23 protein-coding genes are annotated in these 25,738 nt (G+C 60.9%); 12 read left to right on the top strand and 11 right to left on the bottom strand.

Features of this window, described 5'->3' with window-relative positions; translation table 11 throughout:
- Positions 1-6: 6 nt before the first annotated feature.
- Positions 7-588, bottom strand: a complete 582-nt coding sequence (gene dcd / locus CKW09_RS08085) for a dCTP deaminase (protein ID WP_061798459.1) — start codon at positions 586-588, stop codon at positions 7-9.
- Between the two features lie 129 nt (positions 589-717).
- Positions 718-1,359: a uridine kinase gene (gene udk / locus CKW09_RS08080; protein WP_061798457.1), complete on the bottom strand. Its 642-nt coding sequence runs from the start codon at positions 1,357-1,359 to the stop codon at positions 718-720.
- A gap of 233 nt (positions 1,360-1,592) precedes the next feature.
- Between udk and CKW09_RS08075 the strand changes: the two genes are divergently transcribed.
- A complete protein-coding gene (locus CKW09_RS08075; protein ID WP_095096600.1) occupies positions 1,593-2,222 on the top strand; it encodes a phosphatase PAP2 family protein in 630 nt (209 codons plus the stop codon).
- A 40-nt stretch (positions 2,223-2,262) separates the two neighbouring features.
- Here the strand turns inward: CKW09_RS08075 and apbC are convergent, their stop codons facing one another.
- Positions 2,263-3,375 carry an iron-sulfur cluster carrier protein ApbC gene (gene apbC / locus CKW09_RS08070; protein WP_061798453.1) on the bottom strand — a complete coding sequence of 371 codons (1,113 nt, stop codon included), beginning with the start codon at positions 3,373-3,375 and terminating at the stop codon, positions 2,263-2,265.
- A gap of 159 nt (positions 3,376-3,534) precedes the next feature.
- Between apbC and metG the strand changes: the two genes are divergently transcribed.
- From metG to sanA, 8 genes are all read left to right on the top strand, one after another.
- A complete protein-coding gene (metG, locus tag CKW09_RS08065) occupies positions 3,535-5,562 on the top strand; it encodes a methionine--tRNA ligase (protein ID WP_061798451.1) in 2,028 nt (675 codons plus the stop codon).
- Between the two features lie 235 nt (positions 5,563-5,797).
- Positions 5,798-6,868 carry a sugar ABC transporter substrate-binding protein gene (locus CKW09_RS08060; protein WP_061798449.1) on the top strand — a complete coding sequence of 357 codons (1,071 nt, stop codon included), beginning with the start codon at positions 5,798-5,800 and terminating at the stop codon, positions 6,866-6,868.
- 131 nt (positions 6,869-6,999) lie between these two features.
- Positions 7,000-8,214 carry an MFS transporter gene (locus CKW09_RS08055; protein ID WP_061798447.1) on the top strand — a complete coding sequence of 405 codons (1,215 nt, stop codon included), beginning with the start codon at positions 7,000-7,002 and terminating at the stop codon, positions 8,212-8,214.
- 138 nt (positions 8,215-8,352) lie between these two features.
- Positions 8,353-8,751: a CidA/LrgA family protein gene (locus tag CKW09_RS08050; RefSeq protein WP_061798445.1), complete on the top strand. Its 399-nt coding sequence runs from the start codon at positions 8,353-8,355 to the stop codon at positions 8,749-8,751.
- Entirely contained in the window at positions 8,748-9,443 is a 696-nt protein-coding gene (locus CKW09_RS08045) for a CidB/LrgB family autolysis modulator (protein WP_061798443.1), read from the top strand. The genes CKW09_RS08050 and CKW09_RS08045 overlap by 4 nt, the downstream gene beginning before the upstream one ends.
- A 136-nt stretch (positions 9,444-9,579) precedes the next feature.
- Positions 9,580-10,464 (top strand): cytidine deaminase, encoded by an 885-nt coding sequence (gene cdd, locus CKW09_RS08040; RefSeq protein ID WP_061798440.1) that lies wholly within the window; start codon positions 9,580-9,582, stop codon positions 10,462-10,464.
- Positions 10,465-10,693: 229 nt separating this feature from the next.
- Complete coding sequence (locus CKW09_RS08035) at positions 10,694-12,391, top strand: NAD-dependent malic enzyme (protein WP_061798439.1); 1,698 nt, start codon at positions 10,694-10,696, stop codon at positions 12,389-12,391.
- Positions 12,392-12,561: 170 nt separating this feature from the next.
- Positions 12,562-13,305 (top strand): outer membrane permeability protein SanA, encoded by a 744-nt coding sequence (gene sanA, locus CKW09_RS08030; protein ID WP_061798437.1) that lies wholly within the window; start codon positions 12,562-12,564, stop codon positions 13,303-13,305.
- A 65-nt stretch (positions 13,306-13,370) separates the two neighbouring features.
- Here the strand turns inward: sanA and mglC are convergent, their stop codons facing one another.
- The 7 genes from mglC to CKW09_RS07995 all read right to left on the bottom strand — a co-directional run bounded on the left by mglC (position 13,371) and on the right by CKW09_RS07995 (position 21,735).
- Positions 13,371-14,381 carry a galactose/methyl galactoside ABC transporter permease MglC gene (gene mglC / locus CKW09_RS08025; RefSeq protein WP_061798436.1) on the bottom strand — a complete coding sequence of 337 codons (1,011 nt, stop codon included), beginning with the start codon at positions 14,379-14,381 and terminating at the stop codon, positions 13,371-13,373.
- An 11-nt stretch (positions 14,382-14,392) separates the two neighbouring features.
- Positions 14,393-15,901, bottom strand: a complete 1,509-nt coding sequence (gene mglA, locus CKW09_RS08020; RefSeq protein ID WP_061798435.1) for a galactose/methyl galactoside ABC transporter ATP-binding protein MglA — start codon at positions 15,899-15,901, stop codon at positions 14,393-14,395.
- A gap of 102 nt (positions 15,902-16,003) precedes the next feature.
- The gene (gene mglB, locus CKW09_RS08015; RefSeq protein ID WP_061798433.1) at positions 16,004-16,996 is read right to left on the bottom strand and encodes a galactose/glucose ABC transporter substrate-binding protein MglB; all 993 of its coding nucleotides are present in this window, start codon (positions 16,994-16,996) and stop codon (positions 16,004-16,006) included.
- A gap of 266 nt (positions 16,997-17,262) precedes the next feature.
- Positions 17,263-18,300, bottom strand: coding sequence for an HTH-type transcriptional regulator GalS (gene galS / locus CKW09_RS08010; RefSeq protein ID WP_061798431.1), 1,038 nt, complete (start codon positions 18,298-18,300; stop codon positions 17,263-17,265).
- 129 nt (positions 18,301-18,429) lie between these two features.
- Entirely contained in the window at positions 18,430-19,602 is a 1,173-nt protein-coding gene (yeiB, locus tag CKW09_RS08005) for a DUF418 domain-containing protein YeiB (RefSeq protein ID WP_061798428.1), read from the bottom strand.
- A gap of 67 nt (positions 19,603-19,669) precedes the next feature.
- Positions 19,670-20,332 carry a GTP cyclohydrolase I FolE gene (folE, locus tag CKW09_RS08000; protein WP_061798426.1) on the bottom strand — a complete coding sequence of 221 codons (663 nt, stop codon included), beginning with the start codon at positions 20,330-20,332 and terminating at the stop codon, positions 19,670-19,672.
- 242 nt (positions 20,333-20,574) lie between these two features.
- The gene (locus tag CKW09_RS07995; RefSeq protein ID WP_061798424.1) at positions 20,575-21,735 is read right to left on the bottom strand and encodes a YbfB/YjiJ family MFS transporter; all 1,161 of its coding nucleotides are present in this window, start codon (positions 21,733-21,735) and stop codon (positions 20,575-20,577) included.
- 106 nt (positions 21,736-21,841) lie between these two features.
- Here CKW09_RS07995 and ptrR point away from each other — a divergent pair, with 106 nt between their 5' ends.
- The 3 genes from ptrR to fghA are packed head-to-tail and all read left to right on the top strand — an operon-like array spanning position 21,842 to position 24,774.
- Complete coding sequence (ptrR, locus tag CKW09_RS07990) at positions 21,842-22,762, top strand: putrescine utilization regulator PtrR (protein ID WP_095096597.1); 921 nt, start codon at positions 21,842-21,844, stop codon at positions 22,760-22,762.
- 30 nt (positions 22,763-22,792) lie between these two features.
- Complete coding sequence (locus CKW09_RS07985; protein WP_061798536.1) at positions 22,793-23,917, top strand: S-(hydroxymethyl)glutathione dehydrogenase/class III alcohol dehydrogenase; 1,125 nt, start codon at positions 22,793-22,795, stop codon at positions 23,915-23,917.
- 14 nt (positions 23,918-23,931) lie between these two features.
- The gene (gene fghA, locus CKW09_RS07980; protein ID WP_095096594.1) at positions 23,932-24,774 is read left to right on the top strand and encodes an S-formylglutathione hydrolase; all 843 of its coding nucleotides are present in this window, start codon (positions 23,932-23,934) and stop codon (positions 24,772-24,774) included.
- A 46-nt stretch (positions 24,775-24,820) separates the two neighbouring features.
- On the opposite strand, the gene gsiD is transcribed toward fghA, so the two are convergent.
- Positions 24,821-25,729 carry a glutathione ABC transporter permease GsiD gene (gene gsiD / locus CKW09_RS07975; RefSeq protein ID WP_181907838.1) on the bottom strand — a complete coding sequence of 303 codons (909 nt, stop codon included), beginning with the start codon at positions 25,727-25,729 and terminating at the stop codon, positions 24,821-24,823.
- Positions 25,730-25,738 lie beyond the last annotated feature (9 nt).

Here is a 25,738-nt window from a genome sequence, read left to right as displayed (position 1 = left end):
GCGCCGTTAGTCCTTGTCGATTCGACTGGCCACTGCACCCTGCTGATCGCGGTATTTGGCATCCTGCCGGCTGTTGTATGGCCTGTCGGCCGGTCCGGACAAGGGTTCAAAACTCAACGCGCCGATCAACATGCCCGGGCGTAACGCCAGCGGCAACTTACCTGAATTATAGAACTCCAGCACGATACGGCCCTGCCAGCCGGGATCGATGCGGTGTGCGGTGACGTGCACCATCAGCCCCAGGCGCGCCAGCGAAGAGCGGCCGTCCAGCCAGCCGACCAAATCGTTCGGCAGCGTCACGGACTCGAGCGTAACCGCCAACGCCAATTCCCCCGGGTGCAGGAAGAAAGCCTCGCCTTCCGGCAGCACGATTTCATCGCTCATCACGCGGTCCAGCGCGGCGCTGACTTCGTCTTTTGGCCCGCTAAGATCGATAAAGGCGGCGGTATGGCCGCGAAACACGCGGAACTGGTTGCCCAAACGGACATCCACTGTGGCCCCGTTAATGCGCTCAATCGGCGGACGCGGTGAAATCACCAGTTTTTCGCTATCCAGCCAGGCTTCTATATCGCGGTCGCACAGTCTCATTTCTTTTCTCCATCAAAGCAAAGCGCGTAACTACACAAAAATTGCCACACAACGGGCGAAAGGTCTACGCCGGGGCGCAAATAGTTGGCCGCAGGCCGGAAATACGGGTTTTCCGGCCATGAAGCGGCTTTATTCAAAGAATTGACTGATTTTGGCTTTCAGAATATCGATCGCAATGCGGTTCTTGCCGCCGCGCGGCACGATAATGTCGGCATACTGCTTGGAAGGTTCAATAAACTGCAGGAACATTGGACGCACGGTTTTCTGATATTGAGCCATCACCGAATCCATCGAACGGCCGCGTTCATTCACGTCGCGCTTCATGCGGCGCATCAGGCAAATATCCAGCGGGGTATCGACGAAGATCGAGAAGTTCATCTCCTGACGCAGACGGATATCCGTCAACAGCAGGATCCCTTCCAGAATAATCACCTTTTTTGGCTCCAGGTGAACGGTCTCTTTTTTGCGCGTATGTTCGGTATAGCTGTACAGCGGCAGTTCTATCGCCTTGCCTGATTTCAGCATTTGCAGGTGCTGGAACAGCAGGTTGTGGTCCATGGCGCTCGGGTGATCGTAGTTGGTTTTGACCCGTTCTTCCATGGTCAGATGCGTTTGGTCTTTGTAATAACTGTCTTCTGGTATCACGCCGATATGTTCATCGCCGACCTGGTCGCGGAGTTCGCGATATAACGTACTGGCAATGAGGCTTTTTCCGGAGGCAGATGCGCCAGCTATACCAATAATGACGCACTGATGCGGCTTGTCAGTCATAAAATTAAAGACCTGATTTCGTAGTGTGAAGGGGGGGAACTAAAACGCGACAATTATAGGGAGTCAGCCGGCTTTGCGCCACTCTATATTATCGGCTGCACGCCTATTTAGCCCTGGCCGGCGCGACAAAGTTTAAGATTACTGCGCCTATGGCGATCTACGCGAGCAGGTTACACTGCTGCGCTGGCTCGGGCCCCAATTTTGGGCGTTACCCTCGTTCACCGGAGATTGATGTGCTGGATTGGTATTTTCTGACTTTTTTTGGCGACAGCATGCTGCTGCTGCCGTGCTCGCTGATTCTTTTTGCCGTGTTGGCCATTCCTCGCGCCACCCGAACCGCCGGCTGGCAATGGGCGCTGATCTTCGGCTGCGCCGGCGGGATAGTCTGCCTGTCAAAATTGGCCTTTATGGGCTGGGGCATCGGCAGCGAACGTTATGATTTCACCGGCTTCAGCGGGCATTCGGCGCTTGCCGCCAGCATCTGGCCCCCGTTGCTGTGGGCGCTGACCGGGCGCTTCACCCATCCGCTGCGCAGCCTGGCTCTGGTCGCCGGTTTGCTCTTGCCCCTCACTATCGGGATGTCGCGGCTGGCTATCCACGTGCACTCCCCTTCTGAAGTGATCAGCGGACTGATTTTAGGCTATCTGGCCAGCACGCTGTTTCTGTGGCTGCAGCGCGGCAAACCTCGCCCGCAGCTCTCCTGGCCGCAGATCGCCGTTACGCTGGCGGTGCCGCTGGCCTTGATGGGCCAACGGCAGCCGGCGCCGACGCAGGGCCTGCTGGAACATATCGCCACCGCGCTGGCGCATATCGAGCGCCCCTATACTCGGGCGGATCTGCATCGGCAGACGCCGCAGCTCTAATAAAAAACCGGCCAACTGGCCGGTTTTTGCTTTCGGCGCCTTACAGCGCGCGGAACGAAATCTCCGTCGGGATCGCATCCCCTTGCCAGTACATCTGCGCGGCGACGCGGCCGGCGAGCTGGCGATACATCTCGGCGAACTCGCTGTCCGGGCGGCTGATCACCGTCGGCGCGCCGCGATCCAAATCTTCACGCAGCGAGATATGCAGCGGCATTTGCCCCAGCAGGCGGCTGTTGTATTTCTTCACCAGCTTTTCCGCCCCGCCGGTGCCGAAGACCGGTTCGTGGTGACCGCAGTTGCTGCAAATATGCACGCTCATGTTCTCCACGATGCCCAATACCGGCACATGCACCTTTTCGAACATCACGATGCCCTTGGCGGCGTCCAGCAGCGCGATGTCCTGCGGGGTGGTCACCACCAGCGCGCCGGTCACCGGAATGTTTTGCGACAGCGTCAGCTGGATATCGCCGGTGCCCGGCGGCATGTCCAGCACCAGGTAATCCAGATCCGGCCACAGCGTGTCCTGCAGCAGCTGCATCAGCGCCTTGCTGGCCATCGGGCCGCGCCACACCATGGCGTTATCGTCGGTGACCAGGTAGCCGATGGAGTTGGTCGCCAGGCCGTGCGCCATGATCGGCGCCATGTGCTGGCCGTCCGGCGACGTCGGGCGCTCGTGTTCGGTGCCCAGCATGTTGGGGATCGACGGGCCATAGATGTCGGCGTCCAGGATGCCGACCTTGGCGCCTTCGGCGGCCAGCGCCAGCGCCAGGTTAACGGCGGTGCTGGATTTCCCCACCCCGCCCTTGCCGGAGCTGACGGCGATGATGTTGCGCACGCCCTTGATGCCGGGCTGATCGTTGGCGCGCTTGAGGGTGACGATATCCTGCTTCAGCTTCCAGTCGATGGCGCCGGCGCCGGTCACGCGCAGCAGCTCGGCGCTGACGCGCTCTTGCAGCGCCTCAAAGCCGCTCTGCCAGGCGAACGGCATGGTCAGTTCGATATGCAGCACGTCGTCCAGCAGCGCGCAGTGATGGATGGCCTTCAGCGCGGTCAGGTTATTTTTCAACGTCGGGTGTTCAAAGGCGGCCAGTACTCCGGTCACCAGGGCACGCAGAACTTCGGGGTTGGTCTGCTCGGGGGATTTAGCGTTCATCCCGGCTCCTTGATTTTGAATGGGTAGCTTCCGGCTAAGCATATCAGAACTGCCGGGCGGCTGGCGCGTACAACCTGCAAGAAACCGCCCTAGCAGCGAGGGGCGCGATCGGTTAACATCGAAGGCCCTTTTATTTATTACAGAAAGCAAGTTCTCACTATGGCTCAAGTCGCGAAAAAATTATTGGTGACGTGCGCGCTACCGTACGCAAATGGTTCCATCCATCTCGGCCACATGCTCGAGCACATCCAGGCGGATATCTGGGTTCGTTACCAACGAATGCGCGGCCACGAAGTTCATTTCATCTGTGCGGACGACGCGCACGGCACGCCGATCATGCTGAAAGCGCAGCAGCTGGGCGTGAAGCCGGAAGAAATGATCGCGGAAATGAGCCGGGAGCACCAACAGGACTTCGCCGGGTTTGGCATCAGCTATGACAACTATCATTCGACCCACAGCGATGAAAACCGCGAGCTGTCTAACCTGATCTACGGTCGCCTGAAAGAAAACGGCTTTATCAAGAACCGCACCATCTCCCAGCTGTACGATCCGGAGAAAGGCATGTTCCTGCCCGACCGTTTCGTGAAGGGCACCTGTCCGAAGTGCAAGTCGCCGGATCAATACGGCGATAACTGCGAAGTGTGCGGCGCGACCTACAGCCCGACCGAGCTTATCGATCCGAAATCCGTGGTGTCCGGCGCCACGCCGGTGATGCGCGACTCCGAACACTTCTTCTTCGATCTGCCGTCGTTCAGCGAAATGCTGCAGGCCTGGACCCGTTCCGGCGCGCTGCAGGAGCAGGTGGCGAACAAGATGCAGGAGTGGTTCGAGTCCGGCCTGCAGCAGTGGGACATCTCCCGCGATGCGCCTTACTTCGGCTTTGAAATCCCGGACGCGCCGGGCAAATACTTCTACGTCTGGCTGGATGCGCCTATCGGCTACATGGGCTCGTTCAAGAACCTGTGCGACAAGCGCGGCGATCTGGACTTCGACGAATTCTGGCGCAAAGACTCCAGCACCGAGCTGTATCACTTTATCGGCAAGGATATCGTCTACTTCCACAGCCTGTTCTGGCCGGCGATGCTGGAAGGCAGCAATTTCCGCAAGCCGACCAACCTGTTCGTGCACGGTTACGTCACGGTGAACGGCGCCAAGATGTCCAAATCGCGCGGCACCTTTATCAAGGCCGGCACCTACCTGCAGCACCTGGATGCCGACTGCCTGCGCTATTACTACGCCGCCAAGCTGTCTTCGCGCATCGACGATATCGACCTTAACCTGGAAGACTTCGTGCAGCGCGTGAACGCCGACATCGTCAACAAGGTGGTTAACCTGGCTTCGCGCAACGCCGGCTTTATCAGCAAGCGTTTCGGCGGCCAGCTGGCCGACAAACTGGCCGATCCGGCGCTGTACCAGACCTTCGTCGACGCGGCGGAAAGCATCGCAGACGCCTACGCCAGCCGCGAGTCCAGCCGCGCGATCCGCGAAATCATGGCGCTGGCCGATCTGGCCAACCGCTACGTGGACGAACAGGCACCGTGGGTGGTGGCGAAGCAAGAAGGCCGCGACGCCGATCTGCAGGCCATCTGCTCGATGGGCATCAACCTGTTCCGCGTGCTGATGACCTACCTGAAGCCGGTGCTGCCGGCGCTGACCGAGCGCGCCGAGGCCTTCCTCAACAGCGAACTGAGCTGGGACGCCATCCCGCAGCCGCTGCTGGGTCACCAGGTCAACGCGTTCAAGGCCCTGTTCAACCGTATCGATCTGGACAAGGTCAACGAAATGGTCGGCGCGTCGAAAGAAGACATGATCGCCGCCACACCGGCGACCGGCCCGCTGGCCGACGATCCTATCCAGGACACCATCAGCTTCGACGATTTCGCCAAGGTGGACATGCGCATCGCGTTGATCAAGAGCGCCGATTTTGTCGAAGGCTCCGACAAGCTGCTGAAGCTGCAGCTGGATCTGGGCGGCGAGTCGCGCCAGATCTTCTCCGGCATTCGCTCGGCCTATCCGGACCCGAAAGCGCTGGAAGGCCGTTTGACCATCATGGTGGCCAACCTGGCGCCGCGTAAAATGCGCTTCGGCATCTCTGAAGGCATGGTGATGGCGGCCGGCCCGGGCGGGAAAGAAATCTTCCTGCTCAGCCCGGACAGCGGCGCACAGCCGGGCATGCAGGTGAAATAACCGCATTATGCCTCTCTTCAAGGGTCGAGCTTGCTCGGCCCTTTTTATTGCCTGCCAAACCAACGGCTATAAGCGCCGACAAAAAGTCATAACCGGCCGATTCCTTATTCGCGCGCAACTGGTTATGATGCTCCGACCCAACAAATAGACGTCCAGACAGCAAGACCGCTATACGTTCGCCTGCTTGGAGCCGCACCCCGGGATCGTTCTCACCTGCTTTTTGGAGCCAATAATAATGAAAAACCTCAAGACTTCACTGCTGGCCCTCAGCCTGTTGGCCGCCCTGCCGCTGGCCGCCGCGGAAAACGCCGCGCCGGTGCCGGCCGCCATCGCTCAACATCAGGGGCCGGTACGCATTGCGGTGATCCGCAACCTGGGTTCCGACGACAACACCACCCAGTTTCTGGCCGGCGCCATTCAGGAAGGCCGCAAGCTGGGCTTCAAGGTGGACACCTTCCTCAGCAACGGCGACGACGCGCGCTTCCAGGACTTCGTCAATCAGGCCATCAGCCAGAAATACGACGGCATTATCCTCTCGCAGGGCCGCGCCCCTTATTCCACCGATTTGGTAAAACGCATTGCGGCGGCCGGCATTGCCGTCTCGGCGTTCGATACCGACGTCAGCGCCAGCATTCCCGGCGTGACAGTTTCGCAGCAGGACGACGCTTCGCTGGCCAACGAATCTTTCGGCCAGTTGGTCAAGGACTTCAACGGCAAGGCCAACATCATCAAGCTGTGGGTGGCCGGTTTCCCGCCGATGGAGCGCCGTCAGGCCGCCTATCGGCAGCTGCTGAAACAGAACCCGGGCATCCATGAGCTGGAGTCGATCGGCGCCGTATCGTCCGACGTGCAGGGCGACACCGCCAACAAGGTCGGCGCGGTGTTGGCGAAATACCCGAAAGGCAAGATTGACGCCATTTGGGGCACCTGGGACGCCTTTGCCCAGGGCGCCTACAAAGCGCTGAAGGAAAATGGCCGCACCGAGATCAAGCTATACAGCATCGACATCTCCAATCAGGATCTGCAGCTGATGCGCGAAGCCAACAGCCCGTGGCGGGTCAGCGTGGCGGTCGATCCGAAGCTTATCGGCGCGGTCAATCTGCGGCTGGTGGCCAACAAGATCGCCGGCGACGCGACGCCGGCCACCTACCAGTTCAAGGCCGCCGCCATTCCGCAGGCGCTGCTGGTCGCGCAGCCGGGGCCGGTCAACGTCGCCGGGCTGGCGAAGATCATCCCCGGCTGGGGCACCAGCAGCGACTTCATCCAGCCGTGGTTCGCCACGCTGCAGGCCAAACACAGCCAATAATCCCGTTTTTTGCGAGGCTGCCGACGCAGCCTCTTTTTTCAAATAATTATTCCTCTTCCCCCTTCCCTGCCGAGCAAAATGCGCTACTGTTATCAGCATCGCCAATAACTGTATGCATAAACAGGTCCGACATGAAGGGATTCCCACCGCTGATCAACGCGCTGCTGGCCAGCTCGCTGGTGCTGACCATCGGCCGCGGCGTTACGCTGCCGTTCATTACCATCTACCTTACCGAGCACTTCCGGCTGCTGCCGAACAGCGTGGGCGTCATATTGGGCATCAGCCTGACCATCGGCATTCTCGCCAGCCTGTACGGCGGCTATCTGGTGGACAAATTCAGCAAGAACCGGCTGATTTTGCTGTCCATCCTGCTGTTCGCCCTGAGCTTCTTCGCCATCCCCTGGATCCCGCGCCCCGGCGGCGCCATCCTGGTGCTGGCCATTCTGCATACCTGCTATTCGGTGTTGAGCATCACCATCAAGGCCTGCTTCGCCGAGTGGCTGCCGGTGGAGCAGCGCATCAAGGCTTTCTCAATCAATTACACGCTGGTCAACGTCGGCTGGGCGGTCGGCTCTTCGCTCGGGGTGATGGTGGCCGGATTCAGCCCGCTGCTGCCGTTCTACCTTTCCGGCGGCCTGGCGCTGTTGACGGTAGCGGCGCTGAGCCTGCGCCTGCGCCGGCAGCAACCCGCAGTCGCGGCCCCTGCGGCAGAGGCCGCCGCCCTGCCTGACTTCCGCCAGACGCTGGCCATTCTGCGCAACGATCGGCGGCTGATTTACTTCACCCTGGGCAGCACGCTGGGCGCGGTGGTATTCGGCCAGTTTACCGGCTACCTGTCGCAATACCTGATCACCGTATCCAGCGCGCAATTCGCCTATAAAATCATCGGGCTGGTGATGATCGTCAACGCCTGCATCGTTATCGCCCTGCAGTACCTGCTCAGCCGCGGCATGCGCCAGGAAAACATGCTGCGCTGGCTGGTGCTGGGCACCCTGTTCTTTATCGTCGGGCTGCTCGGCTTTATGCTGGCCGGGCAGTCGCTCTGGCTGTGGGTGGTCGCCATGGCGATATTTACCCTGGGGGAGATCGTCGTTATTCCGGTGGAATACATGTTTATCGACTTTATCGCCCCGCAGCACCTGAAGGGCAGCTACTACGGCGTGCAAAACCTCAGCGCGCTGGGCGGCGCCGTCAATCCGGTGATCTGCGGCCTGCTGCTCAGCTATGCCGCACCGCAGCTGATGTTCGTGATGTTGATTGGCGCCGCGCTGCTGAGCCTGCTGTTCTTTTTCCTCGGCCACCGCCTGGCGCAGCGGCCTGCGGCCGTCGCCGGGGGCGCGGAATGAGCGGGCAGGCTACACTTAAAACCGACTGTCAACCCGCCTGACAGGCATGACGGGCATAGCGAGAATTCATGGTGCGATCTGTGGCATGGCTCACAGTTTAATTGTATGATGAATACATCAATTAAGCGGGAAAGGGTGATGGCCAACGTGTTCACTGTCTGCTGGAAATACCTGAGGGCGCTCGTCCTCATCTACCTCTGTTTGTTCGTAGGCAATGCCCTGGCGGCGCTGCTGCCCATCGCCATTCCCGGCAGCATCATCGGCATGCTGCTGCTGTTCGCCCTGCTTGCGACGCAGATCCTGCCGGCCAAATGGGTCAAACCCGGCTGCCATCTGCTGATCCGCTATATGGTGCTGCTGTTCGTGCCGATCGGCGTGGGGGTGATGAAATACTATGGCCAGATCGTCGAACACCTAGGCCCGCTGGTGGTTTCCTGCCTTATCAGCACCCTGATGGTGCTGGTGGTGGTCGGCTATAGCTCGCACTATTTCCATCGCGAGCGCCGCATTATCGGCAAGCCGGAGGACGAACAATGATCCATGAAATCTGGTGGTCCCTGCCGTTGACGCTGGCGGTCTACTTCGCCGCCCGCCGGCTGGCGCAGTGGCTGAACATGCCGCTGCTGAATCCCCTGCTGGTTTCCATGGCGGTGATTATTCCGCTGCTGCTGCTGACCGGCATTCCCTACGCGCGTTATTTTCAGGGCAGCAAAATTCTCAACGACCTGCTGCAGCCGGCGGTGGTGGCGCTGGCCTTCCCGCTGTACGAACAGCTGCACCAGATCCGCGCCCGCTGGAAGTCGATTATTGCGGTGTGCCTTATCGGCAGCATCACCGCGATGATCAGCGGCGGCGCCATCGCGCTGTGGATGGGCGCCACGCCGGAGATCGCCGCGTCGATCATGCCTAAATCGGTCACCACGCCGATCGCCATGGCGGTGGCGCAATCGCTCGGCGGCATCCCGGCGATCAGCGCGGTGTGCGTGATCTTCGTCGGCATTCTCGGCGCGGTGTTCGGCCATGCGCTGTTCAACCTGTTGCGCATTACTACCCGCTCGGCGCGCGGGCTGGCGATGGGCACCGCCTCGCATGCGTTGGGTACCGCGCGCTGCGCGGAGCTGGATTACCAGGAAGGCGCCTTCGGCTCGCTGGCGCTGGTGATCTGCGGGATTATCACCTCATTGCTGGCGCCGTTCCTGTTCCCGGTGCTGCTGCACCTGTTCGCCTGAGCCGGTAAAGCTTGCGATACATCTCGCATTTATATGTTTCATTGCATTGATTTCATCAATAAAGAGAGATGAATCACACTTTAATTTGGCCGGGCTGCCTAGAATGTTACCCCGTTAACCTGTAGAGAGACTTTCTATGCACCCGCGTTTTCACACCGCCTTCAGCGAACTGTCCGCGACACTGCAATCCGCCCTGCTGCCTTATCTCGATGCGCCTGACTTTCCGGCGATGTTCACGGCGGAGCAGGCAGAGGCGATCCGGCAGCGCAGCGGGCTGGATGATGATGCCCTGGCATTTGCCCTGCTGCCTTTGGCGGCGGCCTGCTCGTTAACGCCGATATCGCATTTTCACGTCGGCGCCATCGCCCGCGGGCAGAGCGGCAACCTGTACTTTGGCGCCAATATGGAATTCAGCGGCGCGCCGATGCAGCAAACGGTGCACGCCGAGCAGTGCGCGGTGACGCACGCCTGGCTGCGCGGCGAAGCGGCGCTGGCCTCCATCACCGTCAACTACACGCCGTGCGGCCACTGCCGGCAGTTTATGAATGAGCTGAACAGCGGCGCCAGCCTGCAGATCCGCCTGCCGGGCCGCGCGCCGGCGACGCTGGCGGATTACCTGCCGGACGCCTTCGGCCCGAAAGATCTGGATATCGCCACGCTGCTGATGGACCAGGTCGACCACGGCTATCAATTGGCGCTGACCGAACCGTTGGCGCAGGCCGCATTGGCGGCGGCCAACCAGAGCCACGCGCCTTACAGCCACGCCCACAGCGGCGTGGCGCTGGAAGCCGAAGACGGCACGCTGTATGCCGGCCGCTATGCCGAGAACGCCGCCTTCAACCCGAGCCTGCCGCCGCTGCAGGCTGCGCTGATCCTGTTGAACGTCTCGGGCGGCGACTGCCTGAAGATCCGCCGCGCCGTGCTGGCCGAACCGCAGGGCGCCATTTTCAGCCAGTGGGACGCCACCCGCGCCACGCTGGCGGCGCTGGGCTGCCAGCAGGTCAGCCGCGTCGCTTTCTAATGTAGGGCGCAGCAAGATGGCGGAGCCGCCCGGCGCCGCCATTAACAGCCCGGCCCGCCAAATACAATGCCATTCATCTTCCAAAACACTTTCTTTAGTTAAAAAATCATTTGATTGTCGATAATTGCGCCAACCTGGTTCATCATTTGGCAACAAATGCTGTACATATTCTCCCTATCTTTTAGGATCGGCAGCAATAAAGTTATCTGATACGTAAAGAGTAAAACTGATGGAACTAGAATACGAAAGCAAACGCCCTCTCTACATCCCTTACGCCGGCCCGATTTTGCTGGAATTTCCGCTGCTGAACAAAGGCAGCGCCTTCACCGAGGAAGAACGCAGCCACTTCAACCTGCACGGCCTGCTGCCGGAAGCGGTGGAAACCATCGAAGAACAGGTTGAACGCGCCTATCGTCAGTACCAGGATTTCAAGAACGACAACGACAAGCACATCTACCTGCGCAACATTCAGGACACCAACGAAACCCTGTTCTACCGCCTGCTGGACTCGCACCTGAGCGAGATGATGCCGATCATCTATACCCCGACGGTCGGTGAAGCCTGCGAGCATTTCTCCGATATCTACCGCCGCGCGCGCGGGCTGTTCATCTCCTACCCGAACCGCGACCGCATCGACGACATGCTGCAAAACGCCACCAAGCAAAACGTCAAGGTGATCGTCGTCACCGACGGCGAGCGCATTCTGGGCCTCGGCGACCAGGGCATCGGCGGCATGGGCATTCCTATCGGCAAGCTGTCGCTGTACACCGCCTGCGGCGGTATCAGCCCGGCTTACACCCTGCCGGTGGTGCTGGACGTCGGCACCAACAACCCGCAGCGCCTCAACGATCCGCTGTATATGGGCTGGCGCCATCCGCGCATCTCCGGCGACGAATACCACGCCTTTGTCGAAGAGTTCATCCAGGCGGTCAAGCGCCGCTGGCCGAACGTACTGCTGCAGTTCGAAGATTTCGCGCAGAACAACGCCACCCCGCTGCTGAACCGCTATCGCGATGAAATCTGCTGCTTCAACGATGACATTCAGGGCACCGCCGCCGTCACCCTCGGCAGCCTGATCGCCGCCAGCCGCGCCGCCGGCAGCCAGCTGCGCGACCAGACCGTCACCTTCCTGGGCGCCGGTTCGGCGGGCTGCGGCATCGCCGAACAGATCATCGCGCAGATGAAGTCCGAAGGGTTGAGCGAAGACGAAGCGCGCGCCCGCGTATTCATGGTCGACCGTTTCGGCCTGTTGACCGACAAGCTGCCCAACCTGCTCGATTTCCAGGGCAAGCTGGTGCAGAAGAGCGAAAACCTGGCCGCCTGGCGGACCGACAGCGACGCCATCTCGCTGCTGGACGTGGTGCGCAACGCCAAACCGACCATTTTGATCGGCGTATCCGGCCAGCCGGGCCTGTTCACCGAAGAGCTGATCCGCGAAATGCATCAGCACTGCCCGCGCCCGATCGTGATGCCGCTGTCCAACCCGACCTCCCGCGTGGAAGCCCGTCCGGAAGACATCATCAACTGGACCGAAGGCGCCGCGCTGGTCGCCACCGGCAGCCCGTTCGCGCCGGTGACCTATAAAGAGCAGCTGTTCCCGATCGCCCAGTGCAACAACTCCTATATCTTCCCGGGCATCGGTCTTGGGGTGCTGGCCTCCGGCGCCACTCGCGTGACCGACGCCATGCTGATGGCCGCCAGCCGCGCGCTGGCCGACTGCTCGCCGCTGGCCACCGACGGCCACGGCGCGCTGCTGCCGAACATCGATGACATTCAGGGCGTCTCGAAATGCATCGCCATGGAAGTGGGCAAGGCGGCGCAGCTGCAGGGCGTGGCGATGGTCACCTCCGAAGAGGCGCTGTCTAAGGCGATTGAGCACAACTTCTGGCGGCCGCAGTACCGCAGCTACAAGCGCACCTCGTTCTGATTTGCGCGTTCAAAAAACCAGGTCCGGCGAGCCGGGCCTTTTTTTATGCCTAAAACCGCCGAAAAATGCGGCACCGCACGTGCTTCAGGCGGTGGACAGCTTGCGTCGGCCAGTCAGGTAAAGTAGCCTTGATCCATCTTTTTAGCCCCCCCAGCGCGTAAGGCAACAACATGTGGAAACGCCTGATAATCAGCCTGTTCATCATCATTGCGATGTTGATGCTCTCGGCGATCGCGCTCGACCGTTGGATCAGCTGGAAAACCGCGCCCTACGTCTATGACGAACTGCAGGGGCTGCCTCATCGCCAGGTCGGCGTGGTGCTCGGCACCGCCAAATATTACCGCACCGGGGTGATTAACCAGTATTACCGCTACCGCATTCAGGGGGCGATCAACGCCTACAACAGCGGCAAGGTAAAATACCTGCTGCTGAGCGGCGACAACGCCCAGCAAAGCTACAACGAGCCGATGACCATGCGTCGCGATCTGATCGCCGCCGGCGTGGCGCCGAGCGACATCGTGCTGGATTACGCCGGCTTCCGCACCCTGGATTCCATCGTGCGCACCCGCAAGGTGTTCGACGCCAACGACTTTATCATCATCACCCAGCGCTTCCACTGCGAGCGGGCGCTGTTTATCGCCCTGCATATGGGCATCCAGGCTCAGTGCTACGCGGTGCCTTCGCCGAAAGACATGATGACGGTGCGCGTTCGCGAGATCTTCGCCCGCCTCGGCGCCCTGACCGACCTGTACATCCTCAAGCGCGAACCGCGCTTCCTCGGCCCGCTGATCCCGATTTCCGCCATGCACACCGTGCCGGAAGACGCCCAGGGCTATCCGGCGGTTTCGCCGGAGCAGCTGGTCGAACTGGAACACAAGCTGGCGGAAGAGAAACAAAAAGCCAGGAAGCCCTGACCCGGCGAGCGGATAAAAAACGGCCAGCAATGAATGCTGGCCGTGGTGTTTTCTGGCGCCGAGGCTTATTTCTTCTTGGCGTATTTCAACGAGTCCAACGCCACCGCGAAGATAATGATGCTGCCCTTGATGATGTACTGCCAATAAGGGTTGATGCCGATATAGGTCAGGCCGTAGTTGATGACGGTGAAAATAATCACCCCGGTCACCACCCCCAGCACCGTCCCCACCCCGCCGGCGAAGGACACGCCCCCCACCACGCAGGCGGCGATCGCATCCAGCTCATACATAAAGCCGAGGTTGTTGGTGGCGCTGCCGATGCGCCCCGCTTCCAGCAGGCCGCCGAAGGCGTAGAACACGCCGGACAGCGCATAGATCATGATCAGGTTCAACGGCACGTTGACGCCGGAGACCTTGGCCGCTTCCGGATTGCCGCCGATGGCGAAGATATTCTTGCCGAAGCGGGTCTTGTTCCACAGGATCCACACGAACACGATGGCTATCACCGCATAGAAGGTAATGTACGACAGCTTGAAGTCGCCGAAGCGCAGGAAGCCCTGGGCGAAGGTCGAGAACTTCGGATCGAAGCCGGCGACCGGCGAAGCGCCGACCGAGTCGTAGTACAGCGAGTTGATGCCGTACACGATGATCATGGTGCCCAGCGTGGTAATGAACGGCGTCACGTTGAGATAGGCGATGATCAGGCCGTTCACCAGACCGATCACCGCGCCCACCGCGCACACCAGCAGGATCACCAGCGGAATCGACCAGGTTTCCATGTGCGGAAACACCTTGTTGACGTTGTCCATCGACTGCAGCAGCGTCGCCGCCACCACCGCCGCCAGGCCGACCTGGCGCCCAGCGGACAGGTCGGTGCCCTGGGTGACGATCAGCCCGGCCACGCCCAGCGCGATGATGATGCGCACCGAGGACTGGGTCAGGATGTTGCTCAGGTTCATCAGGCTGAGGAAGGTCGGGTCCTGGATAATAATGATCGCCAGCAGCACCAGCAATACCACGTAAATGCCACCTTCCTTGAAGTAGGTGAACAAGGTTTTTTTATTCAGCGCGTTCATAATTCTGATCCTTAAAGGTGCAGGGATGCGAGACGTAAGATTTCATTTTGCGAGGTCTGTTTGGTGTTGACGATGCCCGCAACCTGACCATTACTCATCACCAGTATTCTGTCGGTAATTCCCAAAAGCTCCGGCATTTCGGACGAGACAATAATGATCCCTTTGCCCTTTTTCGCCAGCTCGGTCATCAGCTGATAAATCTCGAACTTGGCCCCCACGTCGATGCCGCGCGTCGGCTCGTCCAGCATCAGAATTTCCGGTTGGGTCAGCAGCCAGCGGCCGATGATCACCTTCTGCTGGTTGCCGCCGGACAGCGAGCCGATATGGGTGTGATGCCCCGGGGTTTTGACCCGCATGGCGTCGATCACCCACTGGGTGTCGCTCTTCATCCGGGCGTTGTCCAGCAGGCCAATCTTGTTTTTGTAATTGCGGATATTGGAGATCAGCGAGTTGAAACCCACGTCCAGATAGGCGTAGATCCCGGTGGAGCGGCGCTCCTCGGTAACCAGCGCAAAGCCGTGGTTGATCGCTTCATTGGCCGAGTGGTTGTTGATCGGTTTGCCGTGCAGCTTGATGGTGCCCGCCACCTTTTCGCGGATGCCGAACAGGGTTTCCACGATGTCGGTGCGCTTGGCGCCCACCAGCCCGGCGATGCCGAGGATTTCCCCCTTGTGCAGATCGAAAGACACGTCGCGGATCGACGGCTGGCGCAACGAGGTCAAATTTTTCACCTCCAGGATCACCTCTTCCGGCGTGTTCTGGCGATCGGGGAAACGCTGGCTGAGCGATCGCCCGACCATCATGGCGATGATCTTGTCCATATCCAGCCCTTCCAGCGGCTGGGTGGCGATCCACTGGCCGTCGCGCAGGATGGTGATCTCGTCGCACAGCTGGAAGATCTCTTCCATCTTGTGCGAGATATACACTATGCCGCAGCCGCGCTCTTTCAGCTTGCGGATAATGGTGAACAGGTGGTTCACCTCTTTCTCCGTCAGCGAAGAGGTCGGTTCGTCCATGATCACAATCTTGGCGTCGTAGGAAAACGCCTTGGCGATTTCGATCATCTGCATCTGCGATACCGACAAGGTGCCCACCTTGTCGCGCGGGTTGATATCGATATCCAGCTCGTCGAAGATCGCCTGGGTATCTTTGAGCATCTTGTCCTGATCGACGAACATGCCCTTGGTCGGGTAACGCCCCAGCCACATGTTGTCCATCACGGTGCGCTGCAACACCAGGTTCAGCTCCTGATGCACCATGGAAACGCCGTGTTCCAAGGCCTCTTTCGAGCTTTTGAAGTCCACCTCCCGGCCCTGGAAAATGATGCTGCCGCTGTCTTTTTTATAAATGCCAAACAGGCATTTCAATAACGTCGATTTCCCCGCGCCGTTTTCCCCCATTAATGCATGAATGGAGTGCGGACGAACGCGCAGGTTCACATTATCCAATGCCTTGACGCCGGGAAACGACTTGTTGATATCCGCCATTTCCAGCAGAAACTCGCGTGGGCTGTCGGCCATAAATACACCTGGCTTATCGGTCTTTTAATCGTAAATTTCCCCGTCCGCGGCTTTCCTGGTGTTGGCGGCCGCGGGCGGGGTCATTGCGGGTTATCTCAGCGCTTATTTCACAAACTGAGACAGGTTGTCTTTATCTACGCCAACGTAAGGAATGCGCACGACTTTGTTTTCGATCTTGTATTGCGTGCCGTCGGCGGCCGGTTTGCCGGCGGCCAGGTTTTTCGCCAGTTCGAAGGTGGCTTTCGCCTGGTTGTCGGCGTCGTTCAGCACCGTGCCGGCCATCGCGCCGGATTTCACCAGCGCCAGCGCTTCAGGCAGCGCATCCACGCCAAACACCGGAATGCTGGATTTGTTGTGGGCCTTCAGCGCTTCCACCGCGCCCATCGCCATGGCGTCGTTGTTGGCGATCACCACTTCAATCTTGTTGGCGTTAGGGCCGGACAGCCAGGCGTCCATTTTGTCTTTCGCCTGCGCGGTGTCCCACATCGCGGTATCCATCTGCAGCTGCTGGGTTTTGAAGCCCTTCTCATTCAGCGTTTTCACCACGTAGGTGGTGCGCGCTTCGGCATCCGGATGGCCCGGTTCGCCCTTCAGCAACACGTATTGGATCTGGCCGTCTTTGTTCAGGTCCCAGGCCGGGTTGGCTTGCCAGTGCTTGGCGATCAGCTCGCCCTGGATCACGCCGGATTCCTTGGAATCGGTACCGACGTAATAGGCTTTGTCATAGCTGTCCAGCGCCTTGCGGGACGGTTCTTTGTTGTAAAACACGATAGGGATATCGTTTGCGCGCGCCTTGTCGATCACCACCGGCGCGGCGGCCGGGTCGACCAGGTTGATCGCCAGCGCCTTGACGCCCTTGGCCAACAGCACGTCAATCTGATCGTTCTGCTTGGACTGGTCGTTTTGCGAGTCATTCATCAGCAGGGTGATGTCCGGAGAAGCTTTGGCGTCCTTCTCAATCGCTTTGCGCACCACCGACATAAAGTTGTCGTCGTATTTATAAATCGTGACGCCAATACGGGTATCTGCATGGGCTGCGGCGCCGAACATCATCGCGGCGGCCGTTGCGGCCAGGGTGAAAACCTTCTTATTCATTGTCTGTCTCCGGTTCTGTGTAGGGTCTTACTCATTATTGCGCCAAGGGGCGCCGGCGGTGCGCGCGCCCCAGGCCTGGCGTTTTGCCAATAAAAACCTGTCGTCCGTGGATATTGTTATTCCCGAGAAAATGCTGTGTCAGCGCGAGGTAAAAACTGCAGCGGCAAGTGCCTTTGCGCCGGAAAACGCCTAGAGCATAGACGGCGCGATGTTAATAATCTGTGAATTTTCTCACAGATTGAAAACGGTTACACAAGATTAAATGTTCAGAGAGTGACCGTCGCCTCACTTTGCCAGGGGGCGACGGAATGGCGCCGCACCAGCGTCGGCATGAACAAATGCGTGGCCTGAGGCTCCGCCAGCCCTGCTGCGCCCTGCAGCGCCAACTCGGTAGCCAGGGTGGCCATCGAGACGATCGGGTAGCGCACCGTGGTGAGCTTGGGGCTGGTGTAACGCGCAATCGGGATATCATCGAAGCCCACCAGCGAGAAATGTTGCGGCACCGTGATACCGTTTTCTTTCAGCACCGCCATGGCGCCGGCGGCCATCGCATCGTTATAGGCGAATACCGCGCTCAAGTGCAGGTTGCGCCCCAGCAGCTCGACCATCGCCGCCTCTCCGCCCTGCAGATCCGGGGAGCCGTAGGCGCGCCAGCTGTCGGGCGTCGCCAGCCCCGCGGCGGCCATCGCCTGCGCATAGCCCTGCTGGCGCAGCGGCCCGTCTTCGATAGGATGATTGGAGCCGAGATAACCGATGCGCCGGTGCCCCTGCGACAGCAGCAACCGCAGCGCCATTTCCGCGCCGCAGACGTTAGCCAGCCCGACGCAGCGCTGTTCGTAGCCGGCGATGATGCGGTTGATCAGCACCATGCCCGGCACCTGGTCGAGAAAGCCGATAAGTTCGGCGTCGCTCAGGGCTTTTGCATGGACGATCAACGCGTTGCAGCGTTGCCGAATCAAGACTTCGATGGCGTGGCGTTCTTTGTCCGCCTGATGGTAGCTGTTGCCGATCAGCAGGTATTTGTGGTGTTTTTGCGCCACGGTGTCTACCGCTTTCACCAGCGCGCCAAAGAACGGGTCGGAGACGTCCATCACCACCACGCCGAGCGTGTCGCTGCTCTGGGTGGCCAGCGCCTGGGCATTGGCGTTGGGCCGATAACCCAGCTCCGCCACCGCCTGCAGCACCTGTTCACGCGTCTCCTTGCTGGTCAGGGCGCTGTGGTTCAGCACGCGAGAAACGGTCGCCACGGACACGCCGGCGCGTTTCGCCACGTCGCGGATGGTGATCGGGTGAGCTGGAGGCATGCGGGATCCTGAGGTCGGGGTAGTGGCCAGTGGCGCTATCCTACCCCGTTTGTCATCCTCCCCAGCGTGAATTGCGTCACAGGAAAGAAAACGTTTACATACATTTTTTTAACCTGCCGGCGTCGGATCTCAATTCTGCGTTTTTGCCGCCGGCCTGTCGGCCGCCATCAGCGTCAGCCTGCGCCACAGCCACTCCGCCGGGCCCTGGGAAAAGTATCGCAGCCACAGCGTCGAGAACAGCAGGTTCGCCAGCCACACCAGCGGCACAAACGCCAGCAGCTGCAGCCGGTCGAACTGCTGATACAGGCCGAACCGGTAAAACAGCGTGGTGCAAATCAGCGTCTGCAGCAGATAGTTGCTCAACGCCATGCGCCCGATCTGCGTCAACCCATGGGCGATGCGCAGGCGCGACAGCGTCGGCCAGAAGCCGTAACACAGCGCCAGATAGCCCATGGCCTGCAACGGCGCGCCCAGCTCGCGCGGCACCTGCAGTAAAAATCCGCTCCAGCGGTAGTCCCAGTGCAGATGCCACTGCAGCGCCACCGCCGGCAGCTGGATCAGCAATGAAAGCGGTATCAGCCAGGCCGCCTGCCGGCGGTAATAACCCGGCGCATAGGCGCCGCGCAGCCAGCCGCTGCGCATCAACCCGGCGCCGAACAGCATCAGCCCCGCCAGCTCCCAACCGTACTGCGCGCCGATGGCCAGCAGGCTGGAGGACAACAGGTCGGCGCGGCTGCGCCAGGCTTCGAAGCCGCCCTGCAGCTTCCAGAATTTCTCGTACTGCAGCTCGGCCACCCCGGGTTGCCAGAACCCGCCCGGTTCGCCATGCGAAATAAAGCCCAGCAGCAGCAGCACCGCCACGCCGATCAGGTACAGCACCACGCCGGTTTTCAACAGCTGGAAGGTGTCTTTGGCTTCGCGGATCATCCGCCAGCACACCAGGCCGATCAGGCCGTAAGCCAGCAGAATATCGCCGTCCCACAGGAAAATCGCGTGGCCGAGGCCGAACAACACCAACCACGACAAGCGGGCACGTATCCAGCTTTTGCCGCGCCGCAGCAGCATGTGCAATCCGGCGCCGAACAGCAGCGCGAACATCGCCAGGAATTTGGCCTGGGCGAAAATATCCAGCAGCGCCCAGGTCCAGGCGTCGCGCGCGGTCGGCATCCCCAGATAGGCCGGATTAAGGTAGGCCGCCTTCGGCAGGCCAAAGGCGCTGATGTTCAGCAATAAAATGCCGAGAATGGCGATACCGCGCACGCAGTCCAGCGTGGCGATACGCGGCAGTGGATGATTGTTCATTTTTTACCGCTGTATTCCGCTCAATAAAAAGGCGCCCGCAGGCGCCTGTTACCGGAGTGTTCGCCCATCACTGATGATGGCGCACCGCGCGCAGGAATTCCTGGCGGGTATTCTGGCTGGACTTGAACAGCCCCCCCAGCGAGGTGGTGGTGGTGGCGCTGGTCGCGTCACGGATCCCGCGAGCCTTAACACAATAATGGACCGCATCAATAGATACCGCCACGTTGTTGGTGCCCAACAGGGTCTGCAGCGCCACCAGGATCTGCTGGGTCAGACGTTCCTGCACCTGCGGACGCTGCGAGAAGAACTGTACGATGCGGTTGATCTTCGACAGGCCGATCACCGAGTCTTTCGGGATATAGGCCACGGTCGCCTTGCCGTCGATGGTCACGAAGTGGTGTTCGCAGGTGCTGGTCAGCGTAATGTCGCGCACCGTCACCATCTCGTCCACCTTCATCTTGTTTTCGATGACGGTGATTTTCGGGAAGTTAGCGTAATCCAGGCCGGAAAAAATCTCATCGACATACATTTTAGCGATGCGGTGCGGGGTTTCCGCCAGGCTGTCGTCGGACAGATCAAGATTAAGCAGCTGCATGATTTCGGTCATGTGCTCTTTAATCCGACGTTTACGCGTTTCACGATCCAGCACTTCCCCACGCAATGGGGTTTCCAGACCACGCTCTTCCAGCGCCGCATGAACCAGCGCAGCTTCTTTACTTAATGATGTCATTTATTGTTCTCCAACGGACCTGAACCCGCCGATACGCCCCTTGCGGCGCGCGGCAGACGGATTTCTTGCTCTCCTGACGGCAGAGTTTCCGTAGCTGATAACGGGATCCCGGTCAAGATTTTGCCCCCACTGTAGAGGAGAGCGCGGCGATTATCCAGTGATTGTGCTTCATCCGCAGGTGAAATATCCGCATTTAGCACAATCAGGCGGGCTGCGGGTATTCCACTTTTTTTGTACGGAATTTAATCACCGGCCGCCGTTTTCCGCACTCGCTGACGCGCCGGCGTATTCACCACCAGCAGGCCCGCCACCAGCAACGCCGCCACCGCCACATACAGCGCCGGCTCCAGACGGTGGGTCAAGGCGGTCGACAGCGCCGACAGCATCGGCCCGACCAGTTGGCCGATGGCGTAGCCGGTGGTCAACAGGCCGGCCATATAGCGCGCATGGTTCGGCGCCAGTTCTCGCCCATGCTGGATAGCAAGCTGCACCACGCTGAGGAAACCGCCGCCGGTCAGCATGGCCCCCAACGCCAGCCCGGCGACGCCCGGCACCACCTCGGCGCACAGCACCCCGAGCGCCTGCACCCACAGGGTGATCGCCAGGCGGCTCTGGGTGGTGAGGCGGTGGCGGGTCAGAATGCCGATGACAATCCCCAGCACCGCGGCGCCGCCGAATACCGGCCAGACAAACTGCCCGAACAGGCTGGCGGGAAAACGCGCCGCCGCCATCTGCGACAGGAAGGTGGCCGGCAGGATATAGCCGAAGCCGGCGAGGCTGTAGCTCAACACCAGGCGCTTCAGCGCCGGGGTCAGCCGCAAGGGCTCCGGCGCGACGTTCGGCCGATGCAGCTCCCCCGCCCGCGGCAGGTTAACGCCGATCGCCGCCACCAACGCCAGCGCCAGCACGCCATAGACCAGCCAGGCCTGCGCGGCGGTCAGCGCCAGGCTGTGAATGCCCACCGCCAACATGCCGCTGATGAAAATGCCGGCGCCCGGCCCGGCGAACACCGCCGCGCTCAGCGCCGGGCGGCCATAGTGCGCCAGCCGCTCGTTGGTCCAGGCGGCCACCAGCACCATCGCCCAGCCGCTGGCCCAGCCGATGACAAAGCGCAGCGCGCCGTGCAGCCATTCGCCCTGCGCCAGCGCCGACAGCAGCGTCAGCGCCACTGCGCCCCATACCCCGAGCCAGAGCCGCCGCTCGACGTGGCGGCCGGCGCGCATCGCATCGTAGGCGCCGCACAGGTAGCCCAGGTAATTGATCGCCGCCACCAGCCCGGCGCCGGTCAGGCTGAACTGGTGCTCGGCGATCATCAGCGGCACCTGGGGCGTAAAGGCGAAGCGGCCGATGCCCATCGCGACGATCAGGGCAATAAAACCGCTCAGGGCAATGCGTAAGGCCATCTCGGTTATCCAACAGGTTAAAAGAAAGTTGCGAGTATCATGCAGCAGTATTAAACTCACAAAAACTGAATAATACTCACCAAGTTCATCACGAAAAGAGAACAAAATGGATCTGACCCAGCTTCGCATGTTCTGCAGCGTCGCCGAAACCGGCTCCGTCGCCCGCGCCGCCGAGCAGCTGCACCGCGTGCCGTCGAATCTGACCACCCGTTTGCGCCAGCTCGAACAGGAGCTGGGCACCGATCTTTTTATCCGTGAAAAACAGCGCCTGCGCCTGTCGCCGATGGGCCACAACTTCCTGTGTTACGCCAACCGCATACTGGCGCTGAGCGAAGAGGCGATGAGCATCACCCACGCCGGGGAGCCGGCCGGCAATTTCGCCATCGGCTCGATGGAAAGCACCGCCGCCACCCGCCTGCCCTCGCTGCTGGCGGCTTACCACCAGCGTTTCTCCCAGGTGTCGCTGTCATTGAGCACCGGCACCTCCGGCGAGATCGCCGAACGGGTGCGCGCCGGCACGCTGGCGGCCGCGCTGGTCGACGGGCCGGTGCAGTACGACGAACTGAACGGCTGCATCGCCTTCCCCGAACACATGGTGGTGATCTCCTGCCTGGATCATGCGCCCATCCATAGCGCCAAAGACGCCAAGGGGGAAACGCTGTTCGCCTTCCGCGCCAGCTGTTCCTACCGCCTGCGGCTGGAATCCTGGTTCAGGCGCGAAGGCGCGCTGCCGGGGCAGATTATGGAAATCCAGTCCTACCACGCCATGCTGGCCTGCGTCGCCAGCGGCGCCGGGCTGGCGATGATCCCGCATTCGGTGCTCAGCCTGCTGCCGGGCCACCAACGGGTCAAGGTGCACGCCCTGCCGCCGGAAGTGGCCGAAACCGCCACCTGGCTGCTGTGGCGGCGCGATGCGTTCGGGCCGAACGTGCGCGCGCTGAAAGAACTGATTATTGAACAGACGGAAACCGCCGTCGTTGAAGACAACACCCCACAGGATTTATCAGACGCTGTCGATATCGCCTGATTTAAAAAATAGACCACTGAGGAGACTATGATGGAAATGATCAAAACCCGCGCCGCCGTTGCCTGGGGCCCGAATCAGCCGCTGAAGATTGAAGAAGTCGAGCTGATGCCACCGCAGAAAGGCGAAGTGCTGGTGCGGATCGTCGCCACCGGCGTCTGCCACACCGACGCCTACACCCTGTCGGGCAAGGATCCGGAAGGCGTGTTCCCGGCGATCCTCGGCCATGAAGGCGGCGGCGTGGTGGAAGCGGTCGGCGAAGGCGTGACCAGCGTGGCGGTCGGCGATCACGTGATCCCGCTGTACACCCCCGAATGCGGCGAATGCAAATTCTGCAAATCCGGCAAAACCAACCTGTGCCAGGCGATCCGCGCCACCCAGGGCAAGGGCCTGATGCCGGACGGCACCACCCGCTTCTTCAAGGACGGCCAGCCGATCTTCCACTACATGGGCACCTCCACCTTCTCCGAGTACACCGTAGTGCCGGAGATCTCGCTGGCGAAAATCAACAAGGAAGCGCCGCTGGAAGAGGTTTGCCTGTTGGGCTGCGGCGTGACCACCGGCATGGGCGCGGTGATGAACACCGCCAAGGTGCAGCCGGGCGATACCGTGGCGATCTTCGGCCTGGGCGGCATAGGCCTGTCGGCGATCATCGGCGCGCAGATGGCCGGCGCCGGCCGCATCATCGGCGTCGACATCAACACCAGCAAGTTCGATCTGGCGCGCAAGCTGGGCGCCACCGATCTGATCAACCCGAAAGACTATGACAAACCGATTCAGGAAGTGATCGTCGAGCTGACCGACGGCGGGGTCGATTTCTCCTTCGAATGCATCGGCAACGTCAACGTGATGCGCTCCGCGCTGGAATGCTGCCACAAAGGCTGGGGCGAATCGGTGATCATCGGCGTGGCCGGCGCCGGCGAAGAAATCTCCACCCGACCGTTCCAGCTGGTGACCGGCCGCGTATGGCGCGGTTCCGCCTTCGGCGGCGTCAAAGGCCGCTCACAGCTGCCGGGCATCGTCGAACGTTATCTGGACGGCGAATTCGCGCTGAATGACTTTATCACCCACACCATGGGGCTGGAGCAGATCAACGAAGCGTTCGATTTGATGCATGAAGGCAAATCGATCCGTTCCGTTATTCACTTCGATAAATAAGCCAGGAGGCGGAGATGACCCTGTCATTAGAACTTCTCGAAGAGCATCGCATGTTCGGCGGCTGGCAACAGCGTTATCGCCATGCGGCGCAGAGCCTGAATTGCAATATGACTTTCAGCATCTATCTGCCGCCGCCGCGCGATGATAACCCGCCGCCGGTGCTGTACTGGCTGTCGGGGCTGACCTGCAACGATGAGAACTTCACGCTGAAGGCCGGCGCGCAACGCATCGCCGCCGATCTGGGGCTGGTGCTGGTGATGCCGGACACCAGCCCGCGCGGCGACGAGGTGCCGAACGACGAAGGCTACGATCTGGGCCAGGGGGCGGGGTTCTACCTGAACGCCACCCAGGCGCCCTGGGATCGTCACTTCCGCATGTATGACTACATCAGTGACGAACTGCCGGCGCTGATTGGCCAACACTTCAGCGTCAGCGAACGTCAGTCGATCTTCGGTCATTCGATGGGCGGCCACGGCGCGCTGATGATGGCGTTCCGCAATCCGCAGCGCTTTCGTTCGGTGTCGGCGTTCGCGCCGATCGTCAACCCCTGCCAGGTGCCCTGGGGCCGCAAGGCCTTCGCCGCCTATCTGGGGGATGACGAAAGCCAGTGGCTGCAGTACGACAGTTGCCACCTGCTGGCCAACGGCGCGGAGAAAATGCCGGTGTTGGTGGATCAGGGCGACGACGACCAGTTCCTGGCCGATCAGCTGCAGCCGGCCAAGCTGGCCGAACTGGCGCGCCAGCGCGACTGGCCGCTGCAGCTGCGCATTCAGCCGGGGTACGATCACAGCTACTTCACCATCGCCACCTTTATCGAAGACCACCTGCGCTTCCACGCCGAACACCTGTTCCGCTGATAAAAAAATCCGGGCGGCTTCACCCGCCCGGATCCTTTCCCTGCCCTTACCCCTTCAGCTTCGGATCCAGCGCGTCGCGCAGCCCATCGCCCAACAGGTTGAACGCCAGCACGGTAAAGAATATCGCCAGGCTGGGGAAAACGGCCACGTGCGGCGCAATCACCATATCGGCGCGCGCCTCGTTGAGCATCGCCCCCCACTCCGGCGTCGGCGGCTGCGCCCCCAGGCCAAGGAACGACAGGCTGGCGGCGGTGATGATCGAGGTGCCGATGCGCAGGGTGAAATACACCACGATGGACGAAATGGTGCCCGGCAGAACATGCCGCATGATGATGGTCCAGTCCGAAGCGCCGATGCTGCGCGCCGACTCGATATAGGTCTGATGCTTCAGCACCAGCGTATTGCCGCGCACCAGCCGGGCGAAGGCCGGAATGCTGAAGATAGCCACCGCGACGATCACGTTGGCCATGCCGCTGCCCATCACCGCCACCACGCCGATCGCCAGCAGAATGCCGGGAAAGGCGAACAGCACGTCGCAAACGCGCATGGTGAGGCGATCCCACCAGCCCTCGTAATACCCGGCCAGCAGCCCCAGCAGGGTGCCGATCAGCCCGCCGGCCAGCACCGAAAATACCCCGGCCGCCAGCGAAATGCGCGTGCCCATCAGAATGCGGCTGAAAATATCCCGCCCCAGGGAATCGACGCCCAACCAGTGCACCAGCGAAGGGCCTTCGTTCAGCCGATCATAATCGAAGTAATTTTCCGCATCGTACGGCGCCAGATAAGGCGCCAGCAGGGCCGCCGCAATCAGCAACAGCACGAACAGCCCCGCTATCGCCGCCACCCGCTGGCGGCGGAAACGCCGCCAGAACTCGTGCCACGGCGTGCGCACCGCATTGGGATCGATGACCGGCATCGCTTTCAGTGCGGCGTTGCGCCGCCAATGCTTAATCATGCCGCATCC

This window comes from Serratia ficaria (assembly GCF_900187015.1).
Lineage (GTDB): Bacteria > Pseudomonadota > Gammaproteobacteria > Enterobacterales > Enterobacteriaceae > Serratia > Serratia ficaria.
This window is presented reverse-complemented; position numbering and strand designations above follow the sequence as displayed.

Excerpts from the sequence above, each read along its gene's own strand:
- mglB (WP_061798433.1), bottom strand. The coding sequence starts at position 16,996 with ATGAATAAGAAGGTTTTCACCCTGGCCGCAACGGCCGCCGCGATGATG.
- mglA (WP_061798435.1), bottom strand. The coding sequence starts at position 15,901 with ATGGCCGACAGCCCACGCGAGTTTCTGCTGGAAATGGCGGATATCAAC.
- ptrR (WP_095096597.1), top strand. The coding sequence starts at position 21,842 with ATGGATCTGACCCAGCTTCGCATGTTCTGCAGCGTCGCCGAAACCGGC.
- CKW09_RS07985 (WP_061798536.1), top strand. The coding sequence starts at position 22,793 with ATGGAAATGATCAAAACCCGCGCCGCCGTTGCCTGGGGCCCGAATCAG.
- fghA (WP_095096594.1), top strand. The coding sequence starts at position 23,932 with ATGACCCTGTCATTAGAACTTCTCGAAGAGCATCGCATGTTCGGCGGC.
- galS (WP_061798431.1), bottom strand. The coding sequence starts at position 18,300 with ATGCCTCCAGCTCACCCGATCACCATCCGCGACGTGGCGAAACGCGCC.
- gsiD (WP_181907838.1), bottom strand. The coding sequence starts at position 25,729 with ATGATTAAGCATTGGCGGCGCAACGCCGCACTGAAAGCGATGCCGGTC.
- metG (WP_061798451.1), top strand. The coding sequence starts at position 3,535 with ATGGCTCAAGTCGCGAAAAAATTATTGGTGACGTGCGCGCTACCGTAC.
- CKW09_RS08055 (WP_061798447.1), top strand. The coding sequence starts at position 7,000 with ATGAAGGGATTCCCACCGCTGATCAACGCGCTGCTGGCCAGCTCGCTG.
- yeiB (WP_061798428.1), bottom strand. The coding sequence starts at position 19,602 with ATGAACAATCATCCACTGCCGCGTATCGCCACGCTGGACTGCGTGCGC.
- CKW09_RS08045 (WP_061798443.1), top strand. The coding sequence starts at position 8,748 with ATGATCCATGAAATCTGGTGGTCCCTGCCGTTGACGCTGGCGGTCTAC.
- udk (WP_061798457.1), bottom strand. The coding sequence starts at position 1,359 with ATGACTGACAAGCCGCATCAGTGCGTCATTATTGGTATAGCTGGCGCA.
- CKW09_RS08035 (WP_061798439.1), top strand. The coding sequence starts at position 10,694 with ATGGAACTAGAATACGAAAGCAAACGCCCTCTCTACATCCCTTACGCC.
- sanA (WP_061798437.1), top strand. The coding sequence starts at position 12,562 with ATGTGGAAACGCCTGATAATCAGCCTGTTCATCATCATTGCGATGTTG.
- CKW09_RS08060 (WP_061798449.1), top strand. The coding sequence starts at position 5,798 with ATGAAAAACCTCAAGACTTCACTGCTGGCCCTCAGCCTGTTGGCCGCC.
- CKW09_RS08050 (WP_061798445.1), top strand. The coding sequence starts at position 8,353 with ATGGCCAACGTGTTCACTGTCTGCTGGAAATACCTGAGGGCGCTCGTC.
- mglC (WP_061798436.1), bottom strand. The coding sequence starts at position 14,381 with ATGAACGCGCTGAATAAAAAAACCTTGTTCACCTACTTCAAGGAAGGT.
- folE (WP_061798426.1), bottom strand. The coding sequence starts at position 20,332 with ATGACATCATTAAGTAAAGAAGCTGCGCTGGTTCATGCGGCGCTGGAA.
- CKW09_RS07995 (WP_061798424.1), bottom strand. The coding sequence starts at position 21,735 with ATGGCCTTACGCATTGCCCTGAGCGGTTTTATTGCCCTGATCGTCGCG.
- cdd (WP_061798440.1), top strand. The coding sequence starts at position 9,580 with ATGCACCCGCGTTTTCACACCGCCTTCAGCGAACTGTCCGCGACACTG.
- dcd (WP_061798459.1), bottom strand. The coding sequence starts at position 588 with ATGAGACTGTGCGACCGCGATATAGAAGCCTGGCTGGATAGCGAAAAA.
- apbC (WP_061798453.1), bottom strand. The coding sequence starts at position 3,375 with ATGAACGCTAAATCCCCCGAGCAGACCAACCCCGAAGTTCTGCGTGCC.